24 protein-coding genes are annotated in these 23,435 nt (G+C 43.7%); 13 read left to right on the top strand and 11 right to left on the bottom strand.

Going from position 1 to position 23,435, the window contains the following annotated elements:
• Positions 1–12: 12 nt before the first annotated feature.
• Positions 13–1,794 (top strand): glutamine--tRNA ligase/YqeY domain fusion protein, encoded by a 1,782-nt coding sequence (locus ICV01_RS07535; RefSeq protein WP_215287125.1) that lies wholly within the window; start codon positions 13–15, stop codon positions 1,792–1,794.
• On the opposite strand, the gene ICV01_RS07540 is transcribed toward ICV01_RS07535, so the two are convergent.
• Positions 1,757–2,662, bottom strand: a complete 906-nt coding sequence (locus ICV01_RS07540) for an SDR family oxidoreductase (protein ID WP_215287127.1) — start codon at positions 2,660–2,662, stop codon at positions 1,757–1,759. The genes ICV01_RS07535 and ICV01_RS07540 overlap by 38 nt on opposite strands.
• A 34-nt stretch (positions 2,663–2,696) precedes the next feature.
• Here ICV01_RS07540 and ICV01_RS07545 point away from each other — a divergent pair, with 34 nt between their 5' ends.
• Positions 2,697–3,755, top strand: coding sequence for a CDP-6-deoxy-delta-3,4-glucoseen reductase (locus ICV01_RS07545; protein WP_251369339.1), 1,059 nt, complete (start codon positions 2,697–2,699; stop codon positions 3,753–3,755).
• Positions 3,756–3,802: 47 nt separating this feature from the next.
• Complete coding sequence (locus ICV01_RS07550) at positions 3,803–4,981, top strand: acetylornithine transaminase (protein ID WP_215289177.1); 1,179 nt, start codon at positions 3,803–3,805, stop codon at positions 4,979–4,981.
• Positions 4,982–5,089: 108 nt separating this feature from the next.
• Here ICV01_RS07550 and ispH read toward each other — a convergent pair whose 3' ends face one another.
• Both ispH and ICV01_RS07560 read right to left on the bottom strand, forming a co-directional pair.
• Entirely contained in the window at positions 5,090–6,040 is a 951-nt protein-coding gene (ispH, locus tag ICV01_RS07555) for a 4-hydroxy-3-methylbut-2-enyl diphosphate reductase (protein ID WP_215287137.1), read from the bottom strand.
• Complete coding sequence (locus ICV01_RS07560) at positions 6,041–6,514, bottom strand: peptidylprolyl isomerase (protein WP_215287139.1); 474 nt, start codon at positions 6,512–6,514, stop codon at positions 6,041–6,043.
• Positions 6,515–6,556: 42 nt separating this feature from the next.
• On the opposite strand from ICV01_RS07560, the gene radC reads away from it, so the two are divergent.
• From radC to rpmG, 3 genes are all read left to right on the top strand, one after another.
• On the top strand, positions 6,557–7,246 hold the full coding sequence (gene radC / locus ICV01_RS07565; RefSeq protein WP_251369423.1) for a DNA repair protein RadC: 690 nt from the start codon (positions 6,557–6,559) through the stop codon (positions 7,244–7,246).
• 157 nt (positions 7,247–7,403) lie between these two features.
• Positions 7,404–7,637: a 50S ribosomal protein L28 gene (gene rpmB / locus ICV01_RS07570; protein WP_215287141.1), complete on the top strand. Its 234-nt coding sequence runs from the start codon at positions 7,404–7,406 to the stop codon at positions 7,635–7,637.
• Positions 7,638–7,648: 11 nt separating this feature from the next.
• The gene (rpmG, locus tag ICV01_RS07575; RefSeq protein WP_088813097.1) at positions 7,649–7,816 is read left to right on the top strand and encodes a 50S ribosomal protein L33; all 168 of its coding nucleotides are present in this window, start codon (positions 7,649–7,651) and stop codon (positions 7,814–7,816) included.
• 89 nt (positions 7,817–7,905) lie between these two features.
• On the opposite strand, the gene ICV01_RS07580 is transcribed toward rpmG, so the two are convergent.
• The 3 genes from ICV01_RS07580 to purN all read right to left on the bottom strand — a co-directional run bounded on the left by ICV01_RS07580 (position 7,906) and on the right by purN (position 11,236).
• Positions 7,906–9,105 (bottom strand): fatty acid desaturase, encoded by a 1,200-nt coding sequence (locus tag ICV01_RS07580; RefSeq protein ID WP_215287142.1) that lies wholly within the window; start codon positions 9,103–9,105, stop codon positions 7,906–7,908.
• Positions 9,106–9,232: 127 nt separating this feature from the next.
• Entirely contained in the window at positions 9,233–10,594 is a 1,362-nt protein-coding gene (locus ICV01_RS07585; RefSeq protein WP_215287144.1) for an RsmB/NOP family class I SAM-dependent RNA methyltransferase, read from the bottom strand.
• 3 nt (positions 10,595–10,597) lie between these two features.
• Entirely contained in the window at positions 10,598–11,236 is a 639-nt protein-coding gene (purN, locus tag ICV01_RS07590; RefSeq protein WP_215287146.1) for a phosphoribosylglycinamide formyltransferase, read from the bottom strand.
• Between the two features lie 27 nt (positions 11,237–11,263).
• On the opposite strand from purN, the gene ICV01_RS07595 reads away from it, so the two are divergent.
• From ICV01_RS07595 to dut, 5 genes are read left to right on the top strand one after another with little or no spacing between them, the layout of a single operon-like run.
• Positions 11,264–12,214 carry a bifunctional riboflavin kinase/FAD synthetase gene (locus ICV01_RS07595; RefSeq protein ID WP_215287147.1) on the top strand — a complete coding sequence of 317 codons (951 nt, stop codon included), beginning with the start codon at positions 11,264–11,266 and terminating at the stop codon, positions 12,212–12,214.
• A complete protein-coding gene (gene ileS / locus ICV01_RS07600) occupies positions 12,207–15,065 on the top strand; it encodes an isoleucine--tRNA ligase (protein ID WP_215287148.1) in 2,859 nt (952 codons plus the stop codon). The genes ICV01_RS07595 and ileS overlap by 8 nt, the downstream gene beginning before the upstream one ends.
• A 24-nt stretch (positions 15,066–15,089) precedes the next feature.
• Positions 15,090–15,590: a signal peptidase II gene (lspA, locus tag ICV01_RS07605; protein ID WP_215287149.1), complete on the top strand. Its 501-nt coding sequence runs from the start codon at positions 15,090–15,092 to the stop codon at positions 15,588–15,590.
• 17 nt (positions 15,591–15,607) lie between these two features.
• Positions 15,608–16,816, top strand: a complete 1,209-nt coding sequence (coaBC, locus tag ICV01_RS07610) for a bifunctional phosphopantothenoylcysteine decarboxylase/phosphopantothenate--cysteine ligase CoaBC (RefSeq protein ID WP_215287150.1) — start codon at positions 15,608–15,610, stop codon at positions 16,814–16,816.
• 1 nt (position 16,817) lies between these two features.
• On the top strand, positions 16,818–17,267 hold the full coding sequence (dut, locus tag ICV01_RS07615) for a dUTP diphosphatase (protein ID WP_215287154.1): 450 nt from the start codon (positions 16,818–16,820) through the stop codon (positions 17,265–17,267).
• Positions 17,268–17,277: 10 nt separating this feature from the next.
• Here dut and clpA read toward each other — a convergent pair whose 3' ends face one another.
• The gene (clpA, locus tag ICV01_RS07620) at positions 17,278–19,581 is read right to left on the bottom strand and encodes an ATP-dependent Clp protease ATP-binding subunit ClpA (protein WP_215287156.1); all 2,304 of its coding nucleotides are present in this window, start codon (positions 19,579–19,581) and stop codon (positions 17,278–17,280) included.
• Positions 19,578–19,856 (bottom strand): ATP-dependent Clp protease adapter ClpS, encoded by a 279-nt coding sequence (clpS, locus tag ICV01_RS07625; RefSeq protein ID WP_251369424.1) that lies wholly within the window; start codon positions 19,854–19,856, stop codon positions 19,578–19,580. The genes clpA and clpS overlap by 4 nt, the downstream gene beginning before the upstream one ends.
• Positions 19,857–20,133: 277 nt before the next feature.
• Here clpS and ICV01_RS07630 point away from each other — a divergent pair, with 277 nt between their 5' ends.
• Both ICV01_RS07630 and ICV01_RS07635 read left to right on the top strand, forming a co-directional pair.
• Positions 20,134–20,349 carry a hypothetical protein gene (locus ICV01_RS07630; protein ID WP_371817461.1) on the top strand — a complete coding sequence of 72 codons (216 nt, stop codon included), beginning with the start codon at positions 20,134–20,136 and terminating at the stop codon, positions 20,347–20,349.
• Positions 20,350–20,384: 35 nt separating this feature from the next.
• Entirely contained in the window at positions 20,385–20,795 is a 411-nt protein-coding gene (locus ICV01_RS07635; RefSeq protein WP_371817477.1) for a DUF192 domain-containing protein, read from the top strand.
• Positions 20,796–20,882: 87 nt separating this feature from the next.
• Here the strand turns inward: ICV01_RS07635 and ICV01_RS07640 are convergent, their stop codons facing one another.
• From ICV01_RS07640 to argF, 3 genes are read right to left on the bottom strand one after another with little or no spacing between them, the layout of a single operon-like run.
• A complete protein-coding gene (locus tag ICV01_RS07640; protein ID WP_215287161.1) occupies positions 20,883–21,188 on the bottom strand; it encodes a pyrimidine/purine nucleoside phosphorylase in 306 nt (101 codons plus the stop codon).
• A gap of 33 nt (positions 21,189–21,221) precedes the next feature.
• Positions 21,222–22,451 carry an argininosuccinate synthase gene (locus tag ICV01_RS07645; protein ID WP_215287163.1) on the bottom strand — a complete coding sequence of 410 codons (1,230 nt, stop codon included), beginning with the start codon at positions 22,449–22,451 and terminating at the stop codon, positions 21,222–21,224.
• Positions 22,452–22,483: 32 nt separating this feature from the next.
• Complete coding sequence (gene argF / locus ICV01_RS07650) at positions 22,484–23,410, bottom strand: ornithine carbamoyltransferase (protein WP_215287165.1); 927 nt, start codon at positions 23,408–23,410, stop codon at positions 22,484–22,486.
• Between the last annotated feature and the right edge of the window lie 25 nt (positions 23,411–23,435).

The following is a 23,435-nucleotide window of genomic DNA, read 5'->3' on the forward strand; positions in this document are numbered from 1 at the left end:
TACAATATGGGTATGTCTGAAAAGAAGAACCCAAATCCTTCAAAATTCGAGACCCCTGAGGTCTCGAATTTTTTGCGCCAAATCATTGATGGCGACTTAAATACTCGTAAGCATGCCAACCGTGTAGATGCAACCGGCAAACCTCTGCCCAGCATCATCACACGCTTTCCACCAGAACCAAACGGCTACCTCCACATTGGTCACGCTAAAAGCATTTGCCTTAATTTTGGTTTAGCGCGCGATTATGCTCACGCCCCGAATGGCGCGCGTTGTCATTTACGTTTTGACGATACAAATCCGACCAAAGAAGAAACAGAGTACGTGGACAGCATTATTGACGCGGTTCGTTGGTTAGGCTTTGATTGGGTTAAAGATGGTGTGGCTCATCAACACTATGCAAGTGATTACTTTGACAAACTTTATGAATTTGCCGAGATACTGATTCAAGCGGGCAAAGCTTATGTCGATGGTCAAACAGCGGATGAGATTCACAAAAACCGTGGTAACTTTTCTGAATTAGGAAAAAATAGCCCCTTCAGAGATCGCCCCAACGCTGAGAGTCTTGAGATATTTAGGGATATGAAAGCGGGTAAATATCCCGATGGCGCCCTCGTCCTACGATTAAAAATCGACATGTCCCACCCAAATATCGTGATGCGCGACCCCGTGATTTACCGTATCCGCCACGCACACCATCATAGAACTGGTGACAAATGGTGTATCTACCCGCTCTACGATTTCACCCATTGCATCTCTGATGCAATTGAAAATATCACTCACTCGATTTGCACCTTAGAGTTTGAAAATAACCGTCCTCTTTACGACTGGGTGCTTGAAGCACTAAAAGAGGCTGGTGTATTTAAAGACCCCCTACCAAAGCAGTATGAATTTGCACGCTTAAATCTTACCTACGCCATCACAAGCAAAAGAAAACTATTGCAGCTAGTTGATGAAAAACGTGTCGATGGTTGGGATGACCCACGCCTACCAACCATTGTTGGTATTCGCCGCAGAGGCTTCACCCCTGAAAGCTTGCGGTTATTCTGCGAAAGAATTGGTGTATCCAAAGCGGATAGCTGGATTGACATGTCTGTCTTAGAGCAAGCTCTCCGCGATGATTTAGACGCGCGTGCAGAGCGAGCTTTTGCTGTTCTAAAACCACTCAAACTTATTCTTGATAACTTTGACGAAAACCACTCAGAACCTTGCTCCGCTCCCAAACATCCTCACCATGAAGATTGGGGTCGCCGCGAATTCAATCTAACCAAAGAATTATGGATTGAAGCCGATGACTTCATGGTTGAGCCCATCAAAGGTTTCTTTAGACTAACGCCACCGAAAGACGGTCAACCAGGTAGTCGAGTGCGTCTACGCCATGGTTTTGTGATTGAATGCACCGGCTACGATGTAGATGCAAATGGAGCAGTAACTGCTGTTCACGCCAATTATTTTGCAGATAGCAAAAGTGGCACACCAGGCTCTGACAACTACAAGGTTAAGGGTAACTTACACTGGGTCAGCGCTAAAACCGCCATCAAAGCGGAAGTGCGCATTTACGATCGATTATTCACAGACCCACACCCAGATAGCGGGGATAAAAATTTCTTGGATGCATTAAATCCACATTCAAAAGAAACTTTGACCTGTTACTTAGAGCCAAGTCTTTCAAATGTGGCACCCGAGCAACGCTTCCAATTTGAACGCCATGGTTACTTTGTGGCCGATCGCAATGACCACACTCCGGCAAACCCTGTGTTTAATCGTTGTGTTGGCCTAAAAGATACTTGGAAGTAAAACTCAAATAATCCTGGACTGTTGGGTATTGAAGGCGGAATCCAAGCTCGCGTAAGCGTTGATTTTGAATCTGCCTTGATTCACTCATAAAAGATAGCATCATGGGATCTATCCTTGCCTCCAACTCTTTTTTACTGACACGCGGAGGTCTAGGTAATTGAAAAGTATCAGCCACCGCATCAAAATAGTCCCCCATTTTCATTTGACTATCATCACAAGCATTGAGCACTCGTTGTGGTTTTGCTCTGTAAAGCGCTAATTTAATTAATCTAGCCAAATCATCCGCATGAATATGGTTGGTATAGACGTCTTCTGACGCCTCTAGAGCAGGGGTGGCACGCTTAATTCTTTCAAGTGGCAAGCGATCTTGAGCATAAATACCTGGCACCCTCAAAATATGTGCAGCCACTCCGGTTTGTATTGCCCAAGCCCTAATTTGAGCCTCGGCCGACACCCGTCGCTTAGCTCTTAAAGTTTGAGGATTAACGGCTTTTACCTCATCAATAAAAGCGCCACCACAGTCTCCATAGACCCCCGTGGTGCTGATATAGATCAGTTGCCTGATAAATCCGCCCCCCTGGGCTAAAATCCTGAGTAAGTTGTGCGTGCGCGTGTCTGTTTGCCCTATCGATGGCGGTGGAGCAAGATGGATTACCTGTGAAGCTAACTGCGGTAGGCGCCATAAAGTATCAGCTCGGTCTAAATCTCCAAAAATGGGAACAGCACCAGCTTTTCTTAAAATAGGCGCTCGATCCTCAGAAGACGTCAAGGCAAAAACCTTATAAAAGGACGTTAATTGAGGAAGTAAGCGCAGTCCAACATCACCGCAACCAACTATTAGAATTCTAGGTTTACCTAAACGTTGCATGAGCTCAATCGTAATGCTTTAAAAAGGAATGTGCGTGTCTTATCAAATAACTCTAAAAACTAGCGGCAAAATTTTCACTGCCAATCCAGATGAAACCGTTCTTGAGGCTGCTATCCGCCAAGGCATCAATTTACCCTATGGTTGCAAAAATGGCGCATGCGGTTCTTGCAAAGGCAAAGTAGAAAGCGGTCAAGTAACTCATGGCAATCATAGTGAAAAAGCGCTTAGCCCTGAAGAAGCTCTAGATGGTTGCGCGCTATTTTGCTGCGCAAAAGCACAGTCTGACTTAACGATTAATGTAAAAGAAGTAGAAGGTCTGGGCGACATCCCTGTTAAGAAAATTCCTTGTCGCGTCAGCAGCTTAGACAGAGTGGCTGATGATGTTGTTATTGTTAAGCTCCAATTACCCGCAACAGAAAAGTTTCAATTTGTGGCAGGTCAATATATTGAATTCTTGCTCAAAGATAAACGTCGCGCTTACTCTCTAGCAAGCGCCCCTCATGAAGAAGGTCCGATTGAGTTACATATTCGTCATATGCCTGGCGGCTCCTTTACTGATTTTGTTTTCGGCAGCAGCGAGTCCGGCACGATGATGAAAGAAAAAGATATCCTGCGCTTTGAAGGCCCTTTAGGAAGCTTTTTCTTGCGTGAAGACTCTCAAAAACCAATTATCTTCATCGCTTCAGGTACTGGTTTTGCGCCCATTAAAGCCATCATTGAACACATGCGCCATCAGGGCATTCAACGCCCAGTCAGCTTGTACTGGGGCGGCCGTCGCCCGAAAGATTTTTATAAAAACGAACTTTGCCAGTCTTGGGAAAAAGAAATTCCTAACTTCAAATACATTCCTGTCGTATCAGATGCACTTCCCGAAGATAACTGGACTGGCCGCACGGGCTTTGTTCACTTAGCAGCATTAGAGGACCATCCTGATATGTCGAACTATCAGGTATATGCTTGCGGGGCCCCAATTGTCGTTGAATCTGCTAAAAATGATTTTGTTGCGAAATCTAAACTTCCTAGTGATGAGTTTTATGCGGATGCCTTTACATCAGCAGCAGATCTAGCCAAAAAAGCTGCCTCAAATTCTTAACATGACTCTGCTAACCTTCTTTCAATATGACTGAAAATACAAACCCTATGAATATTGATACCCACTCAGTGATGTACATCACTAAACGCCCTGAATTAGTCTTCACAGAAGGCCAAGGGTCTTGGTTAACGGATCATCAAGGGAAAAAATATCTTGATTTCTTGCAAGGCTGGGCTGTTAACTGTCTTGGCCACTCGAACCCAGGCATGATTGCGGCACTAGAAAAACAAGCGCGCAAGATTATTAATCCAAGCCCTGCGTTCTATAACGAGCCCATGATCAAGCTAGCAGATCTATTAACCTCCAATAGCTGCTTTGATAAGGTTTTCTTTGCGAATAGTGGTGCTGAAGCAAATGAAGGCGCCATTAAGTTGGCTCGCAAATGGGGCAAGCTCCATAAAAATGGTGCTTATGAAATTATCACCTTTAACCACGGCTTTCATGGCAGAACCATTGCAACCATGAGCGCTTCCGGTAAAGATGGTTGGGATACGATGTATGCGCCTCAAGTACCAGGATTCCCCAAGGCAGAGCTCAATGACATTGAATCAGTTAAAAAACTAATCAATGACAAAACTGTTGGCGTCATGCTAGAGCCTGTTCAAGGCGAAGGTGGCGTGATTCCAAGTGATCATGAATTCATGCGCCAATTACGTCAATTAACAAAAGAAAAGAATATTCTTTTAATGGTTGATGAGGTGCAAACAGGCTGTGGTCGTACTGGCAAGTTATTTGGTCACCAGCTATATAACATCACACCAGATATCATGACGCTAGGCAAAGGTATTGGCGGTGGCGTGCCTCTAGCGGCCTTGTTAGCAACCGATGCTGTTGCTTGTTTTGAGCCAGGTGACCAAGGCGGCACTTATAACGGAAACCCATTAATGACAGCGGTGGGATGCAGCGTCATTGAACAGTTACTAGCACCAGGCTTCCTAGATGAAGTCATTGCTAAGGGCGCTTATTTAAGAGAACTTTTACTGGATATTAGCCAAGAGTTTGGTTTTGAAGGCGAGCGCGGCGAAGGCTTACTAAGAGCTCTCAAATTAAATAGAGATATTGGGCCAGAAATTGTTGAGCGTGCTCGCAATCTCGAGCCTATCGGTCTACTGCTTAACTCACCAAGACCTAATCTACTGCGTTTTATGCCTGCGTTAAACATCAGTAGAGAAGAACTGAAGAAAATGGCAGAAATGCTCAAAGGTATTCTTAAAGAGATGCAGTAATCTCTAAAAATGTAGCTTTAATCTAAATAGCAATATTTAGATTTTCCAAGCAATAAAAAAGCGGCCTAGGCCGCTTTTTTATTTGGGAGAAGGGAATTAATTCGGCTCCTAATTTAATCCCTTTGGTAATGGGAATGCGGTGTTCTCAACAATACCATCTAGATTTCTAACCGTACGTGGCCCTAGCTCTTTAATGCGATCAATAATCGATTGAGCCAAACTCTCAGGAGCAGAAGCACCTGCGGTTAACCCAACGCGCTTCTTATTAATAAACCACTCCGGCTTTAATTGATCAGGGTGATCAATCATGTAAGAAATAACACCCAGTTTTTCAGACAATTCCCTCAAACGATTCGAGTTAGAGCTATTAGGGCTACCAACGACAATCACCAAATCAACTTGTGGAGCCATGAACTTAACGGCATCTTGTCTATTTTGAGTGGCGTAACAAATATCTTGTTTTTTAGGCTGTTGAATTTCTGGAAACTTAACCTTTAACGCATCAACGATTTCTTTAGTCTCATCAACCGATAAGGTTGTTTGAGTGACATAGGCAATTGGAAGATGACTGGGAATCGTTAACTTCTCCACGTCACTCACTGTCTCCACCAGCTGAATGCCTTCAGGTGCCTGGCCCATGGTGCCCTCAACTTCAGGATGTCCTTTATGACCAATCATGATGATTTGCATACCTTCTTTACGCATTTTCATCACTTCAACATGCACCTTTGTCACCAAAGGACAAGTCGCATCAAATATTTTCAAACCTCTAACTTCAGCTTCTTGTCTAACTGCGGGGGAGACACCATGCGCGCTAAAAATAACCGTGCTACCTACCGGCACTTCCGACAACTCATCAACAAACACGGCACCACGCTTGCGCAAATCATCAACAACATAAGCGTTGTGCACAATCTCATGTCTAACGTAAATTGGCGCGCCAAACTTCAACAATGCTTGCTCAACGATTGTGATGGCGCGATCCACACCTGCGCAAAATCCTCTGGGCTGAGCCAGCAAAATTTCATCAACCATCACTTCATTGGTCAAGTCTGCCATTTAAAGAATACCTATGATCTGAGCTTCCAACTGAATCGTCTTACCCGCCAAAGGATGATTAAAGTCGAACAAAGCAGAGTCTTCACTCATCGAAACCAACGTTCCAGAATACGTGGCGCCATTAGGTGCATTGAACTCAATCATATCGCCTGGCAAGTAATCTTCTTCTGGAGAACTGTTCTCATGCAACGTTTTCAACGAAATGCGGCGAACCAACTCAGGATTTTTAACCCCATAAGAAGATTCAGGGTCCAAGGTAAAAGTTTTTCTTTCACCAACACGCATACCAAGCAAAGCTTGCTCCAAACCAGGGGAAAATTGCCCAGTACCCATCATCAGCGTAGCGGGCTTATCTTCAAAAGTATTAATCAAATCCCCACCCTCAGGCAAACCAATGCGGTAATTAAGGGTCAAATAAGAAGTAGCTGTCACGACAAGGTCGCCAGCATCAGGGGAGGTGTTGATATCAGTCATGATGGCATTTTAGCGACCCCTGATAAAAATGCACAAAATTCCATAAAACACTGGGGTAAGCCATACCAACCCAGAGAAAAACTTTCACATTCAGGACCCAACTCTTTAAATGATGCGGAGCTTTTATCCATCATTATTCGCACAGGCAGCCAAGGAGAAAACTCCTTAGAACTATCCAAAAAACTACTTACTCACTTTGGCTCGATTACTTCGATCCTTAATTCAACATTGGATGACTTTAAAAATTTCAAAGGCATTGGCATCTCCAAATGGACTCAATTAAGAGCGACTCATGAGCTCGTCAGGCGAAGCCAGTTAGAGCAATTGCATATGCAAGATGTATTCAGCTCCATCGACATGGTGAAGTCTTTCCTAATTAATACGATTGGTCATAAAGATCATGAAGTGTTTATGTGCCTTTATTTAGACATTCACAATCGACTTCTTCATAGCGAAGAAATTTTTAGAGGCTCCATTAATCAAACTGCGATTTATATTCGAGAAGTAGCAAAGGCGTGTCTACTCAGAAATTGCAGTAACTTGATAGTGGCTCACAACCACCCAAGTGGGCATTTAACCCCTAGCAAAGAAGATCTTGCCGTAACTAAAACACTCGCCAAATCTTTAGCCCTTATTGAAGTTCACCTATTGGACCACTGCATTGTTTCTAAAAATGGAGCTATTTCAATGTTAGAACTCGCGATTTTACCCAATCAAGCTAGTGAGCACTAACATTGTTATTTGCTCACCCAAAAAATCTATAACCTATTAATTTTGAATATTATTTTATTTTCAACCCCATGAATGAGTGAAAAATAAAGGGGAAGTAGTGGCATTGTTTTGTTCCACCTGCTACAATCTCTTTTTTTCGCATTTCAAGGAGTGTGTCATGGCAAGAGTATGCCAAGTCACCGGGAAGAAGCCGATGGTCGGCAACAATGTTTCCCACGCTAACAATAAGACTAAACGTCGCTTTTTGCCTAACTTGCAAAACCGTCGTTTTTGGGTTGAATCAGAAAACCGTTGGGTAAGCTTACGCATTACCAATGCCGGTCTTCGCTTAATCGATAAAGTAGGCATCGACGCAGTTTTGGTTGATTTGCGTGCTCGCGGTGAAATCTAAGGAGCAACAAAATGGCTAAAGGTGGTCGCGAAAAGATCAAGTTAGAGTCGACAGCAGGTACTGGTCACTTCTACACAACAACAAAAAACAAACGTAACATGCCAGAGAAAATGGAAATCATGAAGTTTGATCCAAAAGCTCGTAAGCACGTTTCATACAAAGAAACTAAGATCAAGTAAGCACTTTATTACTTTGCTTTAGTTTTAATGGCTTCAACAAAAAACCCGCTTAAAGCGGGTTTTTTATTTATGCGTATTTCGGATTTGATTTACGCCACATAGCGACGCAGGCGCAATGAGAAATCTTGCAAGCTAGTTACGCCACTGGCCTCAGCCTTATGGCACCACTCCTGCAAACGCGCCAACAACTGCTCTTTAGTCACGTGAGACCTCTCCCACAAAGCAGCTAGATCACGACGCATCTCAACCATTAACTGAACTGACTTATTAGCAATCATCAACTTTTCTAAGCGCTGTTTTTCTTCAGCACTTAATTTAGACTCATCTTTATATAGCCATGCACCACGATCACCAAACTGCACTGCTAAATCACGCATATGCTGCACCTCTTGGTCAAAAGTTTGACGTAGAACCTTGGCATAGCGCGCCATGATTTCATAGCGATTTGTAATGACAGCCTGCAAAGTTTGCTCAGAGGCTTGACGCAGTTCACTTAGAACTGGCTTAGGCGGTAATTTTTTAACCTTCGCCAAACCCATCATCTCAAGCGCACGAATATAAGCCCAACCGATATCGAACTCGTACCACTTATTGGATAACTTAGCGCTTGTTGCATAGGTATGGTGATTGTTATGCAACTCTTCTCCGCCAATAATGATGCCCCACGGCAAAATATTGGTAGAGGCATCTTCACAATCGTAGTTACGGTAACCCCAATAGTGCCCCACCCCATTAATAATGCCCGCAGCAGTAATCGGGATCCATAACATTTGAACCGCCCATACAGTAGCGCCTAGCGCTCCAAATAAGAACAGATCAATAATCAACATCAACCCAACACCTTGCCACTGAAACTTGGAGTACAAGTTGTGCTCAATCCAATCGTCTGGCGTGCCGTGACCAAATTTCTCAATCGTCTCTGCATTCTTAGCTTCAGCTCGATATAGTTCTGCACCACGAGACAGCACGGTCTCAATACCTAAAATTTGTGGGCTATGAGGATCATCAACTGTCTCGCACTTAGCATGGTGTTTACGGTGAATAGCCGCCCATTGCTTAGTGACCATACCGGTTGTGAGCCACAACCAAAAGCGGAAAAAATGTGAAGGAATAGCATGTAACTCAAGAGCTCTATGCGCTTGGCAACGATGCAAGAAGATCGTTACCGCTGCAATAGTGATATGAGTTAAAACCAGTGTGAAAACAAGTATCTGAACCCAACCCCAATCAAGGTAACCATGGGCCAACCATTGCAAAATAAAGTCTCTTGTTGAATCTAAAAAAGCCATCCGGCCATCCCTCTATAAATGTAATACAGCAATTTTACCAAAAATTGCTGTATACCGCCCTGAAGTTATAGAAGATTTTGACCTAAATCACTACTTTTAAATGCAAGTTAAAGAAAATTAATGACTTTTAAGACTTGCGCTCCAAAATGGCTCCAAAAAATCCATCCGTACCATGTAAATGTGGGAATAACTGCCACCACTTAGAGTTAGCACTAGCGCCAATCGGCAAATTATCCATAGCTGGGAAGCTATCGCGCAATACTTCTTTAGGATCTTTAAGTTCAAAATTGGGGTTGGCTGCCAAGAATTCCTCAACAACCCCTTGATTTTCTTGATAAATTAAACTGCAGGTCGCATAAACCAGGCGCCCACCCGGCTTTAACAATCTAGAAGCCGATTGAAGAATCGACAACTGCTTTTGAGTTAACTCCGCCACGCTTTGGGGCGACTGCCGCCACTTTAAGTCTGGGTTTCTACGCAAAGTTCCCAGACCACTACAGGGAGCATCCACCAAAACTCGATCAATTTTTCCCGCCAAACGCTTCACCTTGGCATCGTTTTCGTTATCAATCCATACGGGGTGAACATTCGATAAGCCACTTTTCGCCAAGCGAGGCTTCAAATTAGCCAAGCGCTTTTCTGATACATCAAAGGCATATAGGCGACCGCTCGAGCGCATCATTGCACCCAAAGACAATGTTTTACCACCAGCGCCAGCACAGAAATCCACCACCATCTCACCACGCTTAGGCTCAAGCAACATACTCAATAATTGGCTGCCTTCGTCCTGCACTTCGACCAACCCCTGCTTAAAGAACTCCTGAGTTTGTAAAGCAGGCTTACCCTTTAATCTCACTCCATTTGGAGCATAAGGGGTAGGCTCAGCAGCGTAGCGGCCGCCAAGGTCATTTAAAACGCCTAGAAGCTCTTCTCTCGCAGCTTTAATGGTGTTCACGCGCAAATCTAAAGGCGCAGCCTTCAGCATCGCCTCAGCAAGCGGCAAACATTGATCCTTAGGCACGGAAGAACCAAGAGCATTCCAAATCCACTCTGGCAGGTTAACTCTTGTCAGAGGTGCCAAAGACTCTCGCTCGATTGTGCCAAAACGCTGCAACCAATCAATTTCACCAGGGTGCACCACAAAAGCTAAATCTGCCAATGCGCTTTCTGCGCGATTACCACTTCCCAAGCCACTCTCAACCATCGTGATGAAAAGAGATAGCAATGCCAAGCGGCGACCCAAAGGGCCCTGGCCACTCTCGGCAAATTGAGAAATCTCAGTTTTACGGCGCAAAAAAGCAAATGAAGCTTCGGCAATCAATGCCCTATCGCGGTTACCCAGCTTGGGTTGAGAACGGAAATAGCGACTCACCACCATATCCGCTGGGTGGGCAAAACGAGCCAACTCCGTAATCAAAATAGAGAGGTGCTCAACATGTTGCGGCAAAGCCTTCGCTCTTGCTGCTACCGCTTTTTGGTCAATACGCATTAGTTACTTATCCTGAGATACGAGTAATTGGGACTCTGGTGGACTAACCAGAACACGACCCTGGTCAATAGAAATACGATTATCAATGAACCAGCGCACAGCGCGGGGATAAATAATATGTTCTTGCTTTAAAACTCTCTTAGCTAAGGTATCCGCATCATCCCCAGGAAGCACCGGTACAGAGGCTTGGATCACCATTGGACCGTGGTCTAGAGCCTCGGTCACAAAATGAACGGTGGCTCCATGCTCAGACACCCCAGCCGCCAAAGCCTGCTCATGAGTATGTAAACCAGGGAATAAAGGCAACAAAGATGGGTGAATATTTAATAATTTCCCCTCGTAATGGCTCACAAAATCACCAGTCAAAATCCTCATAAACCCTGCTAAAACAACCAAATCAGGTGTGTAAGAGTCGATTAACTGCACTAACTGATGGTCAAATTCAGCACGATCTTTAAATTTTTTATGATCCAAGACAGCCGTAGGAATGCCGTGAGACCTAGCAAAATCAAGGCCAGAGGCATCTGGTCGATTAGAAATTACCGCAGCAATTTTGGCTGGCCAAGCATCTTTTTGGGCAGTTTTAACAATGGCTTCCATATTGGAACCACGGCCTGAAATAAGAATAACAATTGAAGTCATGCCCGCCAATATAATTCATACCTCAACATGAAGGTAATTAGAGGCATTCCTCAGGCATCCAATTGGACCCCCTGCGCGCTCACCATCGGTAATTTTGATGGCGTGCATCGGGGGCATCAGGCTTTACTAACAAAGCTTGTAGATAAAGCCCGGGATAAAGGGCTGCAAGCATGCGTGATGACATTTGAACCACATCCCATTGAATATTTTTCCCCCGAAAAAGCCCCCTCTAGAATCTTAAGCTTAAGAGATAAATTACAAGCCCTTCAATCAACCGGCATTCATCAAGTATTGGTCGAGCATTTCAATCAAGCATTTGCTTCTCTAGCTCCGGATGATTTTATTGAAAAGGTTTTAGTTAAAGGCTTGCAAGTGAAATACATCCTCATTGGCGATGATTTCCACTATGGCGCGAAACGAGCCGGCAACTTCCAAACCTTGGTTGATAACGGTAAGAAGTGGGGGTTTGAAGTTGAACGCATGGATACGCTATCTGAAAACGATACGCGTATCTCAAGCTCAGCCACTAGACTAGCCTTAGCCACCGGCGACCTGAAGTTAACCCAAAATTTACTAGGTAGGCCCTACACCATTAGCGGCCATGTGTTGCATGGACAAAAGCTAGGTCGCGACCTAGGATTTCCAACCCTCAATATCTCGATGGCTAATCGCCTTCACAAAAGAAAACCTGCCGCAGAAGGAATTTTCATAGCTCAGGTTCACGGCTTAGGCGACAATCCACTACCGGCAGTTGCAAGCTTAGGGAAAAGGCCAACCGTAGATGATTCCGGAAGGTATTTACTCGAAGTCCATATTTTTAATTTTCATCAAACTGTTTATGGAAAATTAGTACAAATTGAACTAATTCAAAAAATAAGAGATGAAGAAAAGTACAACGATTTAGAAACATTAAAAAATGCCATTCATGCAGATGCAATGGCAGCAAAAAATTACTTTGAAATAACCGACCATGTCTGACAAAAAAAATAACTACCCAGTTAACTTACTTGATACAACATTCCCTATGAGAGGTGATTTGCCTAAACGCGAACCTCTATGGGTAAAAGAATGGCAAGAAAAAAAGATTTATCAAAAAATTAGAGCAGCCAAAGCAGGCAAAAATACATTCATTCTGCATGATGGCCCTCCTTATGCCAACGGCGATATTCATATTGGTCATGCTGTTAATAAAATCCTGAAAGACATGATTGTTAAAGCCAAAGGTTTTTCTGGTTTTGACGCACTTTATGTGCCCGGCTGGGATTGCCATGGCATGCCAATTGAAATTCAAATTGAAAAACAATTCGGCAAACATTTACCAACTGCAGAAGTTCAAGCAAAAGCGCGCGCTTATGCCTCAGTTCAAATTGAGAAACAGAAAAAAGATTTTGAACGTTTGGGTGTTCTTGGAGATTGGGAAAACCCATACCTCACCATGAATTTTAAAAATGAAGCTGATGAAGTTCGAGCTTTAGGAAAAATTCTAGAAAAAGGTTATGTCTTCAGAGGTCTCAAACCAGTGAACTGGTGCTTTGACTGCGGATCAGCTCTAGCTGAAGCAGAAGTTGAGTACCAAGATAAGCTTGATATCGCAGTTGATGTTGGCTTTGCATTTCCTGAAGATCAACTACCTTTAATTGCCAAAGCGTTTAACTTAAGCCAACTTCCCAAAAAAGATGGCATGGCGGTGATTTGGACAACCACACCATGGACGCTTCCATCCAACCAAGCGCTTAACCTACACCCTGAAATTGAATACGCTTTAGTTGATACAGCTAAAGGGCTTTTAATTCTGGCGAAAGACCGCGTGGAATTTTGCTTAAAGGATTACAACCTTGAAGGCACGATTGTGGCAACCTGCAAAGGGCAGGCATTGGGCGGCCTTGAATTTCACCATCCGCTAGCAAAAGCGCATGAAGGTTATCAAAGACGCTCTCCTATCTATCTTGCCGAATACGTCACGATTGATAGCGGTACAGGCCTAGTGCACTCAGCGCCGGCTTACGGCGAAGAAGACTTTAAATCATGTAAAGCGCATGGTTTAAAAGATAAAGATATCTTAAATCCTGTCATGGGTGATGGTGTTTATGCGTCTTGGCTACCACTCTTCTCAGGTCAATCCATCTGGAAAGCGAACCCCCACATTGTCGAAGCCTTAAAAGAAGTTGGCTCTTTATTAAATTCAGCAAAATTGAATCACTCTTACATGCATTGCTGGAGACATAAGACACCTGTTGTATATCGCGCTACAGCACAGTGGTTTGCGAGCATGGATAAGCAACCGCATGAAGGTAAAACATTGCGCGAAACAGCGCTTGCTGGCATTGAAGCAACTGAGTTTTATCCAGCATGGGGTAAGCAACGCTTACACAGCATGATTGCTAACAGACCTGACTGGACACTATCAAGGCAACGCCAATGGGGCGTGCCAATGGCATTCTTTATTCATAAAGAAACAGGTGAGCTGCACCCACGCACACCAGAGCTTTTAGAAAAAATTGCTGCCCGTATAGAAAAAGAAGGTATCGAAGCATGGCAAGCCATCGACATAAAAGATATGTTGGGTGATGAAGCTGGTATGTATGAAAAGAATAAAGACACATTGGATGTTTGGTTTGATTCCGGCACAACCCATTGGCATGTGATTCGCGGATCACATGCCAGCACGCTTGAAGATGCTAGCCGCGCTAACTCCGAAGGCCGGTGGGCAGATCTTTATCTAGAAGGATCAGATCAACATCGTGGTTGGTTCCACTCCTCCCTACTTACCGGCTCCATGCTTGATGGCAAACCACCATACAAAGCATTGCTCACCCACGGCTTTACCGTAGATGGCCAAGGTCGCAAAATGAGTAAATCCATTGGTAATGTGATTGCTCCACAAGAAGTTGCCGACAAGATGGGCGCTGAAATTATTCGTTTGTGGGTAGCCTCCACTGATTACTCTGGTGAAATGACGATTTCAGATGAAATCTTGAAACGCGTTGTTGAAAGCTATCGACGCATTCGCAACACCTTGCGTTTCCTATTAGCCAACCTATCTGATTTTGATATCACTAAACATCAGATGGATGCGAAAGATTGGTTAGAGATTGATCAATACGCACTAGCTCTCACGCAATCTGTACAAAATGACTTGCTAGCTCACTACAACCGCTATGAATTCCATCCTGCGGTTTCTCGCTTAATGACATTCTGCTCTGAAGATATGGGTGGGTTCTATCTAGACATTCTCAAAGATCGCCTCTACACACTATCAGCAGATGCTCCAGCAAGACGCTCTGCTCAAAATGCTTTATTCCACATCACCCAATCTTTCCTAAGATTGATGGCGCCATTCCTATCATTTACCGCGGAAGAAGCTTGGAAGATCTTTGCACACAACACCTCTAGCAAAGATACGATCTTTACAGAAGAGTTTTACCAACTCCCTGAAGTCTCATCTGCTGAGACATTAATTAAAAAATGGGCGCAGATTCGACAAATGCGCTCAGATATCACTAAAGCGATTGAGAATGAACGTGAGGCTGGCAAAGTAGGCTCTTCATTACAGGCAGAGATTCATATTGTTGCAAGTCCTGCGGATGCTGCGCTACTTCAATCATTAGGTGATGATTTGCGCTTTATTACCATCACATCAAGTGCTACGGTTGAAGCGAAAGACGGCGTAACAGATATTTTGGTTTCAGTTAAATCGTCTGACCATCAAAAATGTGGCCGCTGCTGGCATTACCGTGATGATGTTGGTCACGATCAAGAACATCCAACACTCTGTGGCCGCTGCACCAGCAATCTTTTTGGCGCCGGTGAAGAGCGCCACATTGCTTAAAGACACCCTAAGGATTAACAGCCCATGGCACGCTCAAATAGATCAAGCAGTAACAGCAATCAAACATTCCTACTTTGGTTGGGTTTATCTGGACTTTTGCTAGCTATTGATCAACTGAGCAAAATTCTTGCAAAAGGCAACTTGGTGGAAGGTGTCTCCAATCCAGTAACTAGCTTTCTTAATTGGACCCTTGTCTACAACCCTGGAGCAGCCTTTTCTTTTTTAGCGCAAGCAGGTGGTTGGCAACGTTGGTTTTTTACAGGCCTAGGAATTGCAGCGGCGCTATTGATTGTTTGGTTAATTCGCAAAAATGCGCAACAAACTCTTTTTTGCTTGGCCATGAGTCTCATACTTAGCGGTGCTGTTGGCAATGTGATTGACCGCGTTATGTATGGGGCTGTTGTTGATTTTATTGATGTGTATTACCTGCACTGGCACTGGCCAGCCTTTAACATTGCCGATAGCGCCATCACTTTAGGCGTGATTCTGTTAATCTTTGACGAAATTAAACGCGTCAACAAGTAAACAAAGGCTAAAAAGTCATGAACTCACTTCAAGGCAAACATATCCTACTTGCTATGTCAGGTGGTATCGCTGCATTTAAAGTGGCGGAATTAGCTCGCTTATTAATTCAAGACGGTGCAAGCGTGCAAGTTGCCATGAGTGAGGCTGCTACACAATTCATGACGCCAGTTACCATGCAAGCGTTAACCGGACAGCCGGTATATACCAATCAATGGGATGCGCGCATTCCAAACAACATGGCTCATATCGAGCTATCCAGAAAAGCCGATTTAATTTTAGTTGCCCCGGCAAGCGCTGACATGATGGCTAAAATTTCATTGGGGTTAGCTGACGATTTAATTAGCGTACTCTGCCTCGCTCGCGAATGCCCACTCATCGTTGTGCCCGCCATGAATAAACAAATGTGGGAAAACGCGGCAACACAAGAAAATATTCAAAAATTAAAGTCCAACGGCGTTGGCATCTTAGGCCCCACCAGCGGCACACAAGCTTGCGGTGAAAATGGCATGGGTCGCATGCTAGAGGCGAAAGAAATATTTGAAGGTGTCGTTGCCTTTTTTCAGCCCAAATTATTAACAGGCAAAAAAGTACTCATCACGGCCGGCCCTACTTATGAGGCCATTGATCCAGTACGCGGCATCACCAATAAAAGCTCTGGAAAAATGGGCTTTGCGATTGCGCAAGCAGCTATCGAGTCTGGCGCCAAAGTGACATTAATAGCAGGGCCATGTCATTTAGACACGCCACTTGAGTTCACTGGCTCTGTTAATCGAATTAATGTCACTAGCGCGCAAGAAATGTCTGATGCCGTCATGCAAGAATTGGATGCGGATATTTTCTTTGCTGTTGCTGCTGTTGCAGACTGGACGGTTGAAAATGCCGCAACACAAAAAATTAAAAAAGACGGCTCAAACCAGGCCAGCCCAGAATTAAATTTCAAATTAAACCCAGACATCTTGGCGGAAGTCTCCAAGAAATCTCAAGCCAGTCAAAAGCCATTTTGCGTCGGTTTTGCTGCCGAAACAAATGATCTGGAAAGTCATGCAAAAGAAAAACGTGTAAAGAAAAATATTCCTTTATTAGTTGCCAATTTAGGGCCAAGTACCTTTGGCCTTGATGACAACGAGTTACTACTTGTTGAAGAAAGTGGCACCTCAAAAATGCCAAGAGCAAACAAGCTCACACTAGCCAGACAGCTTATTAACCATATATCTAAAAAAATATAGTATGAAGAAATTACAAGTCAAAATTCTTGATGAAAGAATTAAAAATAATTTGCCGCAATACGCCACATCAGGCAGTGCTGGTCTTGATTTAAAGGCTTGCTTAGATGAAGCCATCACGATTGAACCAGGCCAAACAGTTTTAGTACCAACAGGTATCGCTATTTATTTAGATGATCCAGGCTATGCTGCATTGATATTGCCTAGATCAGGTCTAGGTCATAAACATGGCATCGTTTTAGGCAATTTAGTAGGATTAATTGACTCTGATTACCAAGGCCAATTAATGGTCAGCACTTGGAACAGAGGTCAAACTAGCTTCAAGCTTGAGCCTATGGAGCGCCTAGCTCAGCTCGTGATTGTTCCTGTTGCTCAAGTTGAATGGGACGAAGTGGAAGAGTTTACCGCCAGCGACCGTGGTGCTGGCGGCTTTGGTAGCACTGGCCGCGCTTAAGCCTTCTCTCTTAAATCTTCTCCATATCGCCTGCCTCAAGCTTCTTGACGGCAGGCCTTACAGGAGCATCAAAATCTAAAACTACTTTGTCGTCTTGATCAATATCAACGACTACATGGCCACCATGCGCCAACTTGCCAAACAACAACTCATCGGCCAAAGCTTTTCGAACTAAATCTTGAATCAAGCGTTGCATTGGTCTTGCGCCCATTAATGGGTCGAAACCATGCTTCGCCAAATAACTTCTTAATCCAGCGCTAAAGCTTGCATCTACTTTCTTCTCATGTAGCTGCTCTTCTAATTGCATCAAGAATTTATCAACAACACGCAAAATGATACTTTCATCAAGCGATCTAAATGCCACGATGGCATCTAAACGATTGCGGAATTCCGGTGTAAATGTCCGCTTAATATCTCCCATCTCATCGCCAGCTTGACGCGCAGTTGTAAAGCCAATGGTTGATTTTTGCATCGTCTCGGCACCAGCATTGGTCGTCATGATAATGATGACATTTCTAAAATCTGCTTTACGACCATTGTTATCAGTCAGCGTACCGTGATCCATGACCTGCAATAGGATATTGAAAATATCAGGGTGAGCTTTTTCAATTTCATCAAGCAACAAAACACAATGAGGTTTCTTATTAACCGCTTCCGTTAACAAACCGCCCTGGTCAAATCCAACATACCCTGGAGGCGCGCCAATTAAACGGCTCACCGCGTGACGCTCCATGTACTCAGACATATCAAACCTAATCAGTTCAATACCCATAATGAATGCCAACTGTTTAGCCACCTCAGTTTTACCAACGCCAGTAGGGCCCGAAAACAAGAAGGATCCAATTGGCTTATCGTCTTTACCAAGGCCTGCACGAGACATCTTGATAGCAGATGCCAATACTTCGATAGCAGGATCTTGACCAAACACCACACTCTTCAAATCTCGATCCAAAGTTTGCAACTTACTTCTATCGTCAACAGACACAGATTGCGGAGGAATGCGCGCAATTTTTGCCACAATATCTTCAATCTCTTGGCGGCCAATAGTTTTCTTTTGTTTAGATTTTGGCAAGATACGTTGTGCGGCACCCGCTTCGTCAATCACATCAATCGCTTTATCTGGTAAGTGACGGTCATTGATATAACGCGCAGATAACTCCGCAGCAGCTGTTAAAGCTGCTTGGGCATACTTAACACTGTGGTGCTCTTCAAATTTAGATTTCAAACCGCGCAAGATTTGTACTGTTTGATCAACCGTAGGCTCAAGCACATCCACTTTTTGGAAACGACGAGAAAGCGCCGCGTCTTTTTCAAAAATGCCCCTGTACTCATTAAAAGTAGTGGCGCCAATACATTTCATCTGACCACTAGATAAAGCTGGCTTTAAAAGGTTACTCGCGTCCAATGTGCCGCCAGATGCAGCTCCAGCACCAATCAACGTATGAATCTCATCAATAAACAAGATGGCATCAGGATTATCTTTAAGATTTTTTAAAACACCTTTCAAGCGCTGCTCAAAATCACCGCGATACTTAGTGCCTGCTAATAAAGCGCCCATATCTAATGAGTAAACAGTCGCTTTGGCCAATACCTCAGGAACATCGTTTTGCGTAATACGCCAAGCCAAACCTTCCGCAATCGCGGTTTTACCAACCCCAGCCTCACCCACTAGCAATGGATTATTTTTTCTACGACGGCAAAGCACTTGAATAACACGCTCAACTTCTCCTTCACGACCAATCAAAGGATCAATACGCCCCTGCCGAGCAGACACGTTAAGATTTTGCGTATATTGCTCAAGAGGGCTATCTTTACTTGCTGCGCCACCCTCCTCACCCTCAGAACTACTCTCGCTAGGCTTAGGTGGCTCTGCTTGATCTTTTCTAATGCCATGGCTAATGTAATTAACCACATCTAAACGAGTAATACCTTGTTGCTGCAAGTAATACACAGCATGTGAATCTTTTTCACCAAAAATGGCAACCAACACATTGGCACCATTTACTTCTTTTTTACCATTGGATGTTGATTGAACATGCATGATGGCGCGCTGAATCACTCGTTGGAAACCAAGCGTTGGTTGTGTATCAACCTCTTCAGACCCTGGAACAATCGGTGTGTTGTCGTCGATAAAGTTTTTAAGGTTACTTTTGAGATCATCTAAATTGACTGCACAAGCTTTTAAAACATCAGCAGCTGTAGCGTTATCAATCAAAGCGCATAACAAATGCTCTACGGTAATAAATTCATGTCTAGCCGCTCGAGCGTCGACAAACGCCATATGCAAGGTAACTTCTAACTCTTGAGCAATCATGCTGCCTCCATCGTACATTGCAAAGGATGACCCGCTTCGCGAGCCCTATCTACTACTTGGTGAACTTTCGTCGCAGCAACATCTTTGGTAAATACACCACAAACTCCTTTACCCTCTAGATGAACCTGCAACATAATTCTGGTCGCACTTTCTTGATCTTTATGAAAATACTCTTGAATGATCATCACGACAAATTCCATTGGAGTGTAGTCATCATTTAATAACACCACCCTATACATTTTTGGCGGCTGAACCCTCTCCGACTGTCTATCCATGACAGTGGCTTGATCTTCCTGAAAATGAGGAAAATTAATCGGATTCGGATTGCGTGGTTTTTGACTCATATTTCCTATTCTAAACACAACTTAGCATTCAAGTCAGAAGGTCTTTTATTTTTATGTTCATAGAAAATCTAGCGGGCCTGCAACGACTGTAGCTACTGAAGTTTTTGTAATTTTTTGCCAAAAAATAATTCCTTCTGATACAGTTACTACCTGTAGTAACCAAGTATTTGCAACACACCTTATATTCAACATAAAGAAACATACAATCATGATCTCAAAATTACTTGCATCTTTGACACTTTCACTATTTGCAGCAGTTGCTTTTGCTCAAGCCCCTGCAGCAGCTCCAGTTGCCCCAGCACCTCAAGCCTCACCAGTCGCTCAAGAACAAGCTACTGAAAAAGCTGGTCAAAAGAAAGCTAAGAAAGCCAAAAAAGCTAAGCATGGCAAGAAGTCTAAAAAAGCTAAACACGCTGCTGAGTAATTAGGAACTAGGTCTTGAAGCGCCATAAAGTCGCTATTGCTTTATTTTTAGCGACGTGTGGCGCTTTTCTTCAAGCAGAACCCCTCCCCAGCATCAGCCTACAAGCTGGCATCTATAAAATCCAGGCAGAAGTAGCATCCACCCCCAGCTCTAGACAGCTAGGATTAATGTACCGTGTTTATTTACCGGCCAACGATGGCATGCTTTTTATCTTTGAGAATAAAGACACCCATTGTTTTTGGATGAGAAATACCAAGATTCCTTTAGCAATCGCTTTCATTGGCGATGATGGGAAAATTGTGAACATTGAAGAAATGAAACCGATGTCGGACGACAATCACTGCCCGACAGCGCCCATTCGCTATGCTCTAGAAATGAACCAGAACTGGTTCTCGCAAAAAGGATTGAGTGCGGGAAATGTCATTTCAGGCATCCCCCGCCGTTAAATAGTCTTAAAACTTTTTAATTAAAGTTACTTAAAGCTATTTATAGTTTTACTACTTAGTTGTAATGCTTAGTTATTTTTTGGTTAATTAACCAAAATGACAAACATAATGAACTGCCTGCTCTGCGCGAATAACAAAATATCCACCAGCCTCTACCGTCCATGATTGGCCAGCAGTAAATGCTTGCTCAGGCGCACCGTTAATGCTCACATAAGCAGTTCCATCAACCACTTCCATGACCTCTTTAGTACTCAAATCAAAACGCAAAGTACTAGGCAAAATAACGCCAACAGACTTTCGCTCTCCACTTGGCAAAGTGACTGTATGTGAAACACACTTACCATCAAAAAACACATTAGCTTTTTTGCCAACACTTACTTGATCAAATTGCATCTTTTTATCCTCAATATATCTATTTATTCTTCATTAAGCGCCACGCTTGCGGCGGGCATTAGCCGCAATACGCATACGCAAAGCGTTTAATTTAATAAATCCGCCAGCATCAGCTTGGTTATAAGCGCCACCATCATCATCGAATGTCGCAATAGTTTGATCAAACAAGGTGTACTTGGAATCTCTAGCAACAACACTTACCGAGCCCTTATAAAGCTTTACTCGCACAAAACCACTCACTGTTTGCTGTGTATGATCAATTAAAGTTTGCAAAGCAACTCTTTCAGGCGCCCACCAGTAGCCGTTGTAAATCAAACTTGCATAACGTGGCATCAAGTCATCTTTTAAGTGCGCTACTTCACGGTCTAAAGTAATACTTTCAATACCGCGGTGAGCCTTCAACAAGATAGTGCCTCCCGGTGTTTCGTAACAACCACGGCTCTTCATGCCTACATAACGGTTTTCCACCAAATCTAGACGGCCCACACCATGTTTACCGCCAATTTTATTTAACTCGGCCAATAATTCGTGCGGCTTATAACGAGTGCCATTAATAGCAACAGCATCACCACGCTCAAACTCAATATCTAAATACTCTGGAGCATCTGGTGCTTGTTCAGCAGACACCGTCCAACGCCACATAGATTCTTCAGCCTCAGCCTTAGGATCTTCTAGGTGACGACCTTCGTAGCTAATGTGCAATAAGTTCGCATCCATTGAATAAGGTGCGCCACCTTGCTTATGCTTCATTTCAACAGGAATACCATGCTGTTCGGCATAGGCCAATAATTTTTCGCGAGACAATAAATCCCACTCACGCCATGGAGCAATAACCTTAATCGATGGCTCTAATGAGTAATACCCCAATTCGAAACGAACTTGATCATTACCCTTGCCAGTCGCACCGTGAGAAACCGCTTGAGCGCCCGTCTGATGAGCAATCTCAATCTGACGCTTGGCAATCAAAGGACGAGCAATAGATGTCCCTAACAAATACTCGCCTTCATAAATAGTATTTGCACGGAACATAGGGAAGACGAAATCTCTGACAAATTCTTCGCGAAGATCATCAATAAAAATATTTTCTGGCTTAATGCCAAATTGAAGTGCCTTTGTGCGCGCAGGCTCCAACTCTTCCCCCTGACCCAAATCAGCAGTAAAAGTAACGATTTCGCAATGGTAGGTGTCTTGCAACCATTTCAAAATAACGCTGGTATCAAGACCACCGGAATAAGCAAGAACTACTTTCTTAATATCTGACATATTTATCTACGATTTTTAAGTGTTAACAAAAATTACAACTTGCCACAAAGCAAGAATTCCATCAGCGCTTTTTGAACATGCAAGCGGTTTTCCGCCTCATCCCAAACAACACTTTGCGGGCCATCAATCACTGAAGCCGAAACTTCTTCGCCACGATGGGCCGGTAAACAATGCATAAAGAGCGCATCCGACTTAGCTACTTTCATCAAGTCATCTGTCACCATCCAGTTTTTAAATGCTTTCAGACGCGCTTGGTTTTCATCTTCATAACCCATGCTCGTCCAAACATCCGTGGTAACCAAATCAACATCTTTACAAGCATCCGCTGGTTTATCAAAAACCTTCAAATGATTCTTCGCATTGGCACTTAACATCGACTGATCTAACTGATAACCTGGCGGAGCGGAGAAATTCACCTGAAAGCCCAATAACTCAGCAGCCTGTATCCAGGTATAAGCCATGTTATTTGCATCACCAATCCAAGCAACCGTCTTACCTTTGATTGATGAGCGATGTTCTGTAAAAGTAAAAATATCAGCCAATACTTGGCAAGGGTGATACTCATTCGTTAGACCATTAATAACAGGGACTCTCGAGTTGCTTGCGAAGCGCTCAATAATGTCTTGGCCAAAAGTACGGATCATGATGATGTCCGTCATACGAGAAATAACTTGAGCAGCATCTTCGACAGGCTCACCACGGCCTAATTGTGTGTCTTTAGTATTTAAAAATACAGCGTGACCACCCAATTGGTGAATACCAGCTTCAAATGACAATCTCGTACGCGTTGAGTTTTTCTCAAAGATCATCGCCAATGTACGATCATGCAAAGGATGCCAAGTCTCATAACGCTTAAATTTTGCTTTAAGAAAAGCTGAGCGCTCCAATAAGTACGCATACTCATCGGCACTAAAGTCGGTAAATTGTAGGTAATGCCTAACAGGAATATTCGATACCATAGTTTTTTAACACCTGATTCATTCA

The sequence above is a fragment of the Polynucleobacter sp. MWH-Spelu-300-X4 genome (genome assembly GCF_018687515.1).
Lineage (GTDB): Bacteria > Pseudomonadota > Gammaproteobacteria > Burkholderiales > Burkholderiaceae > Polynucleobacter.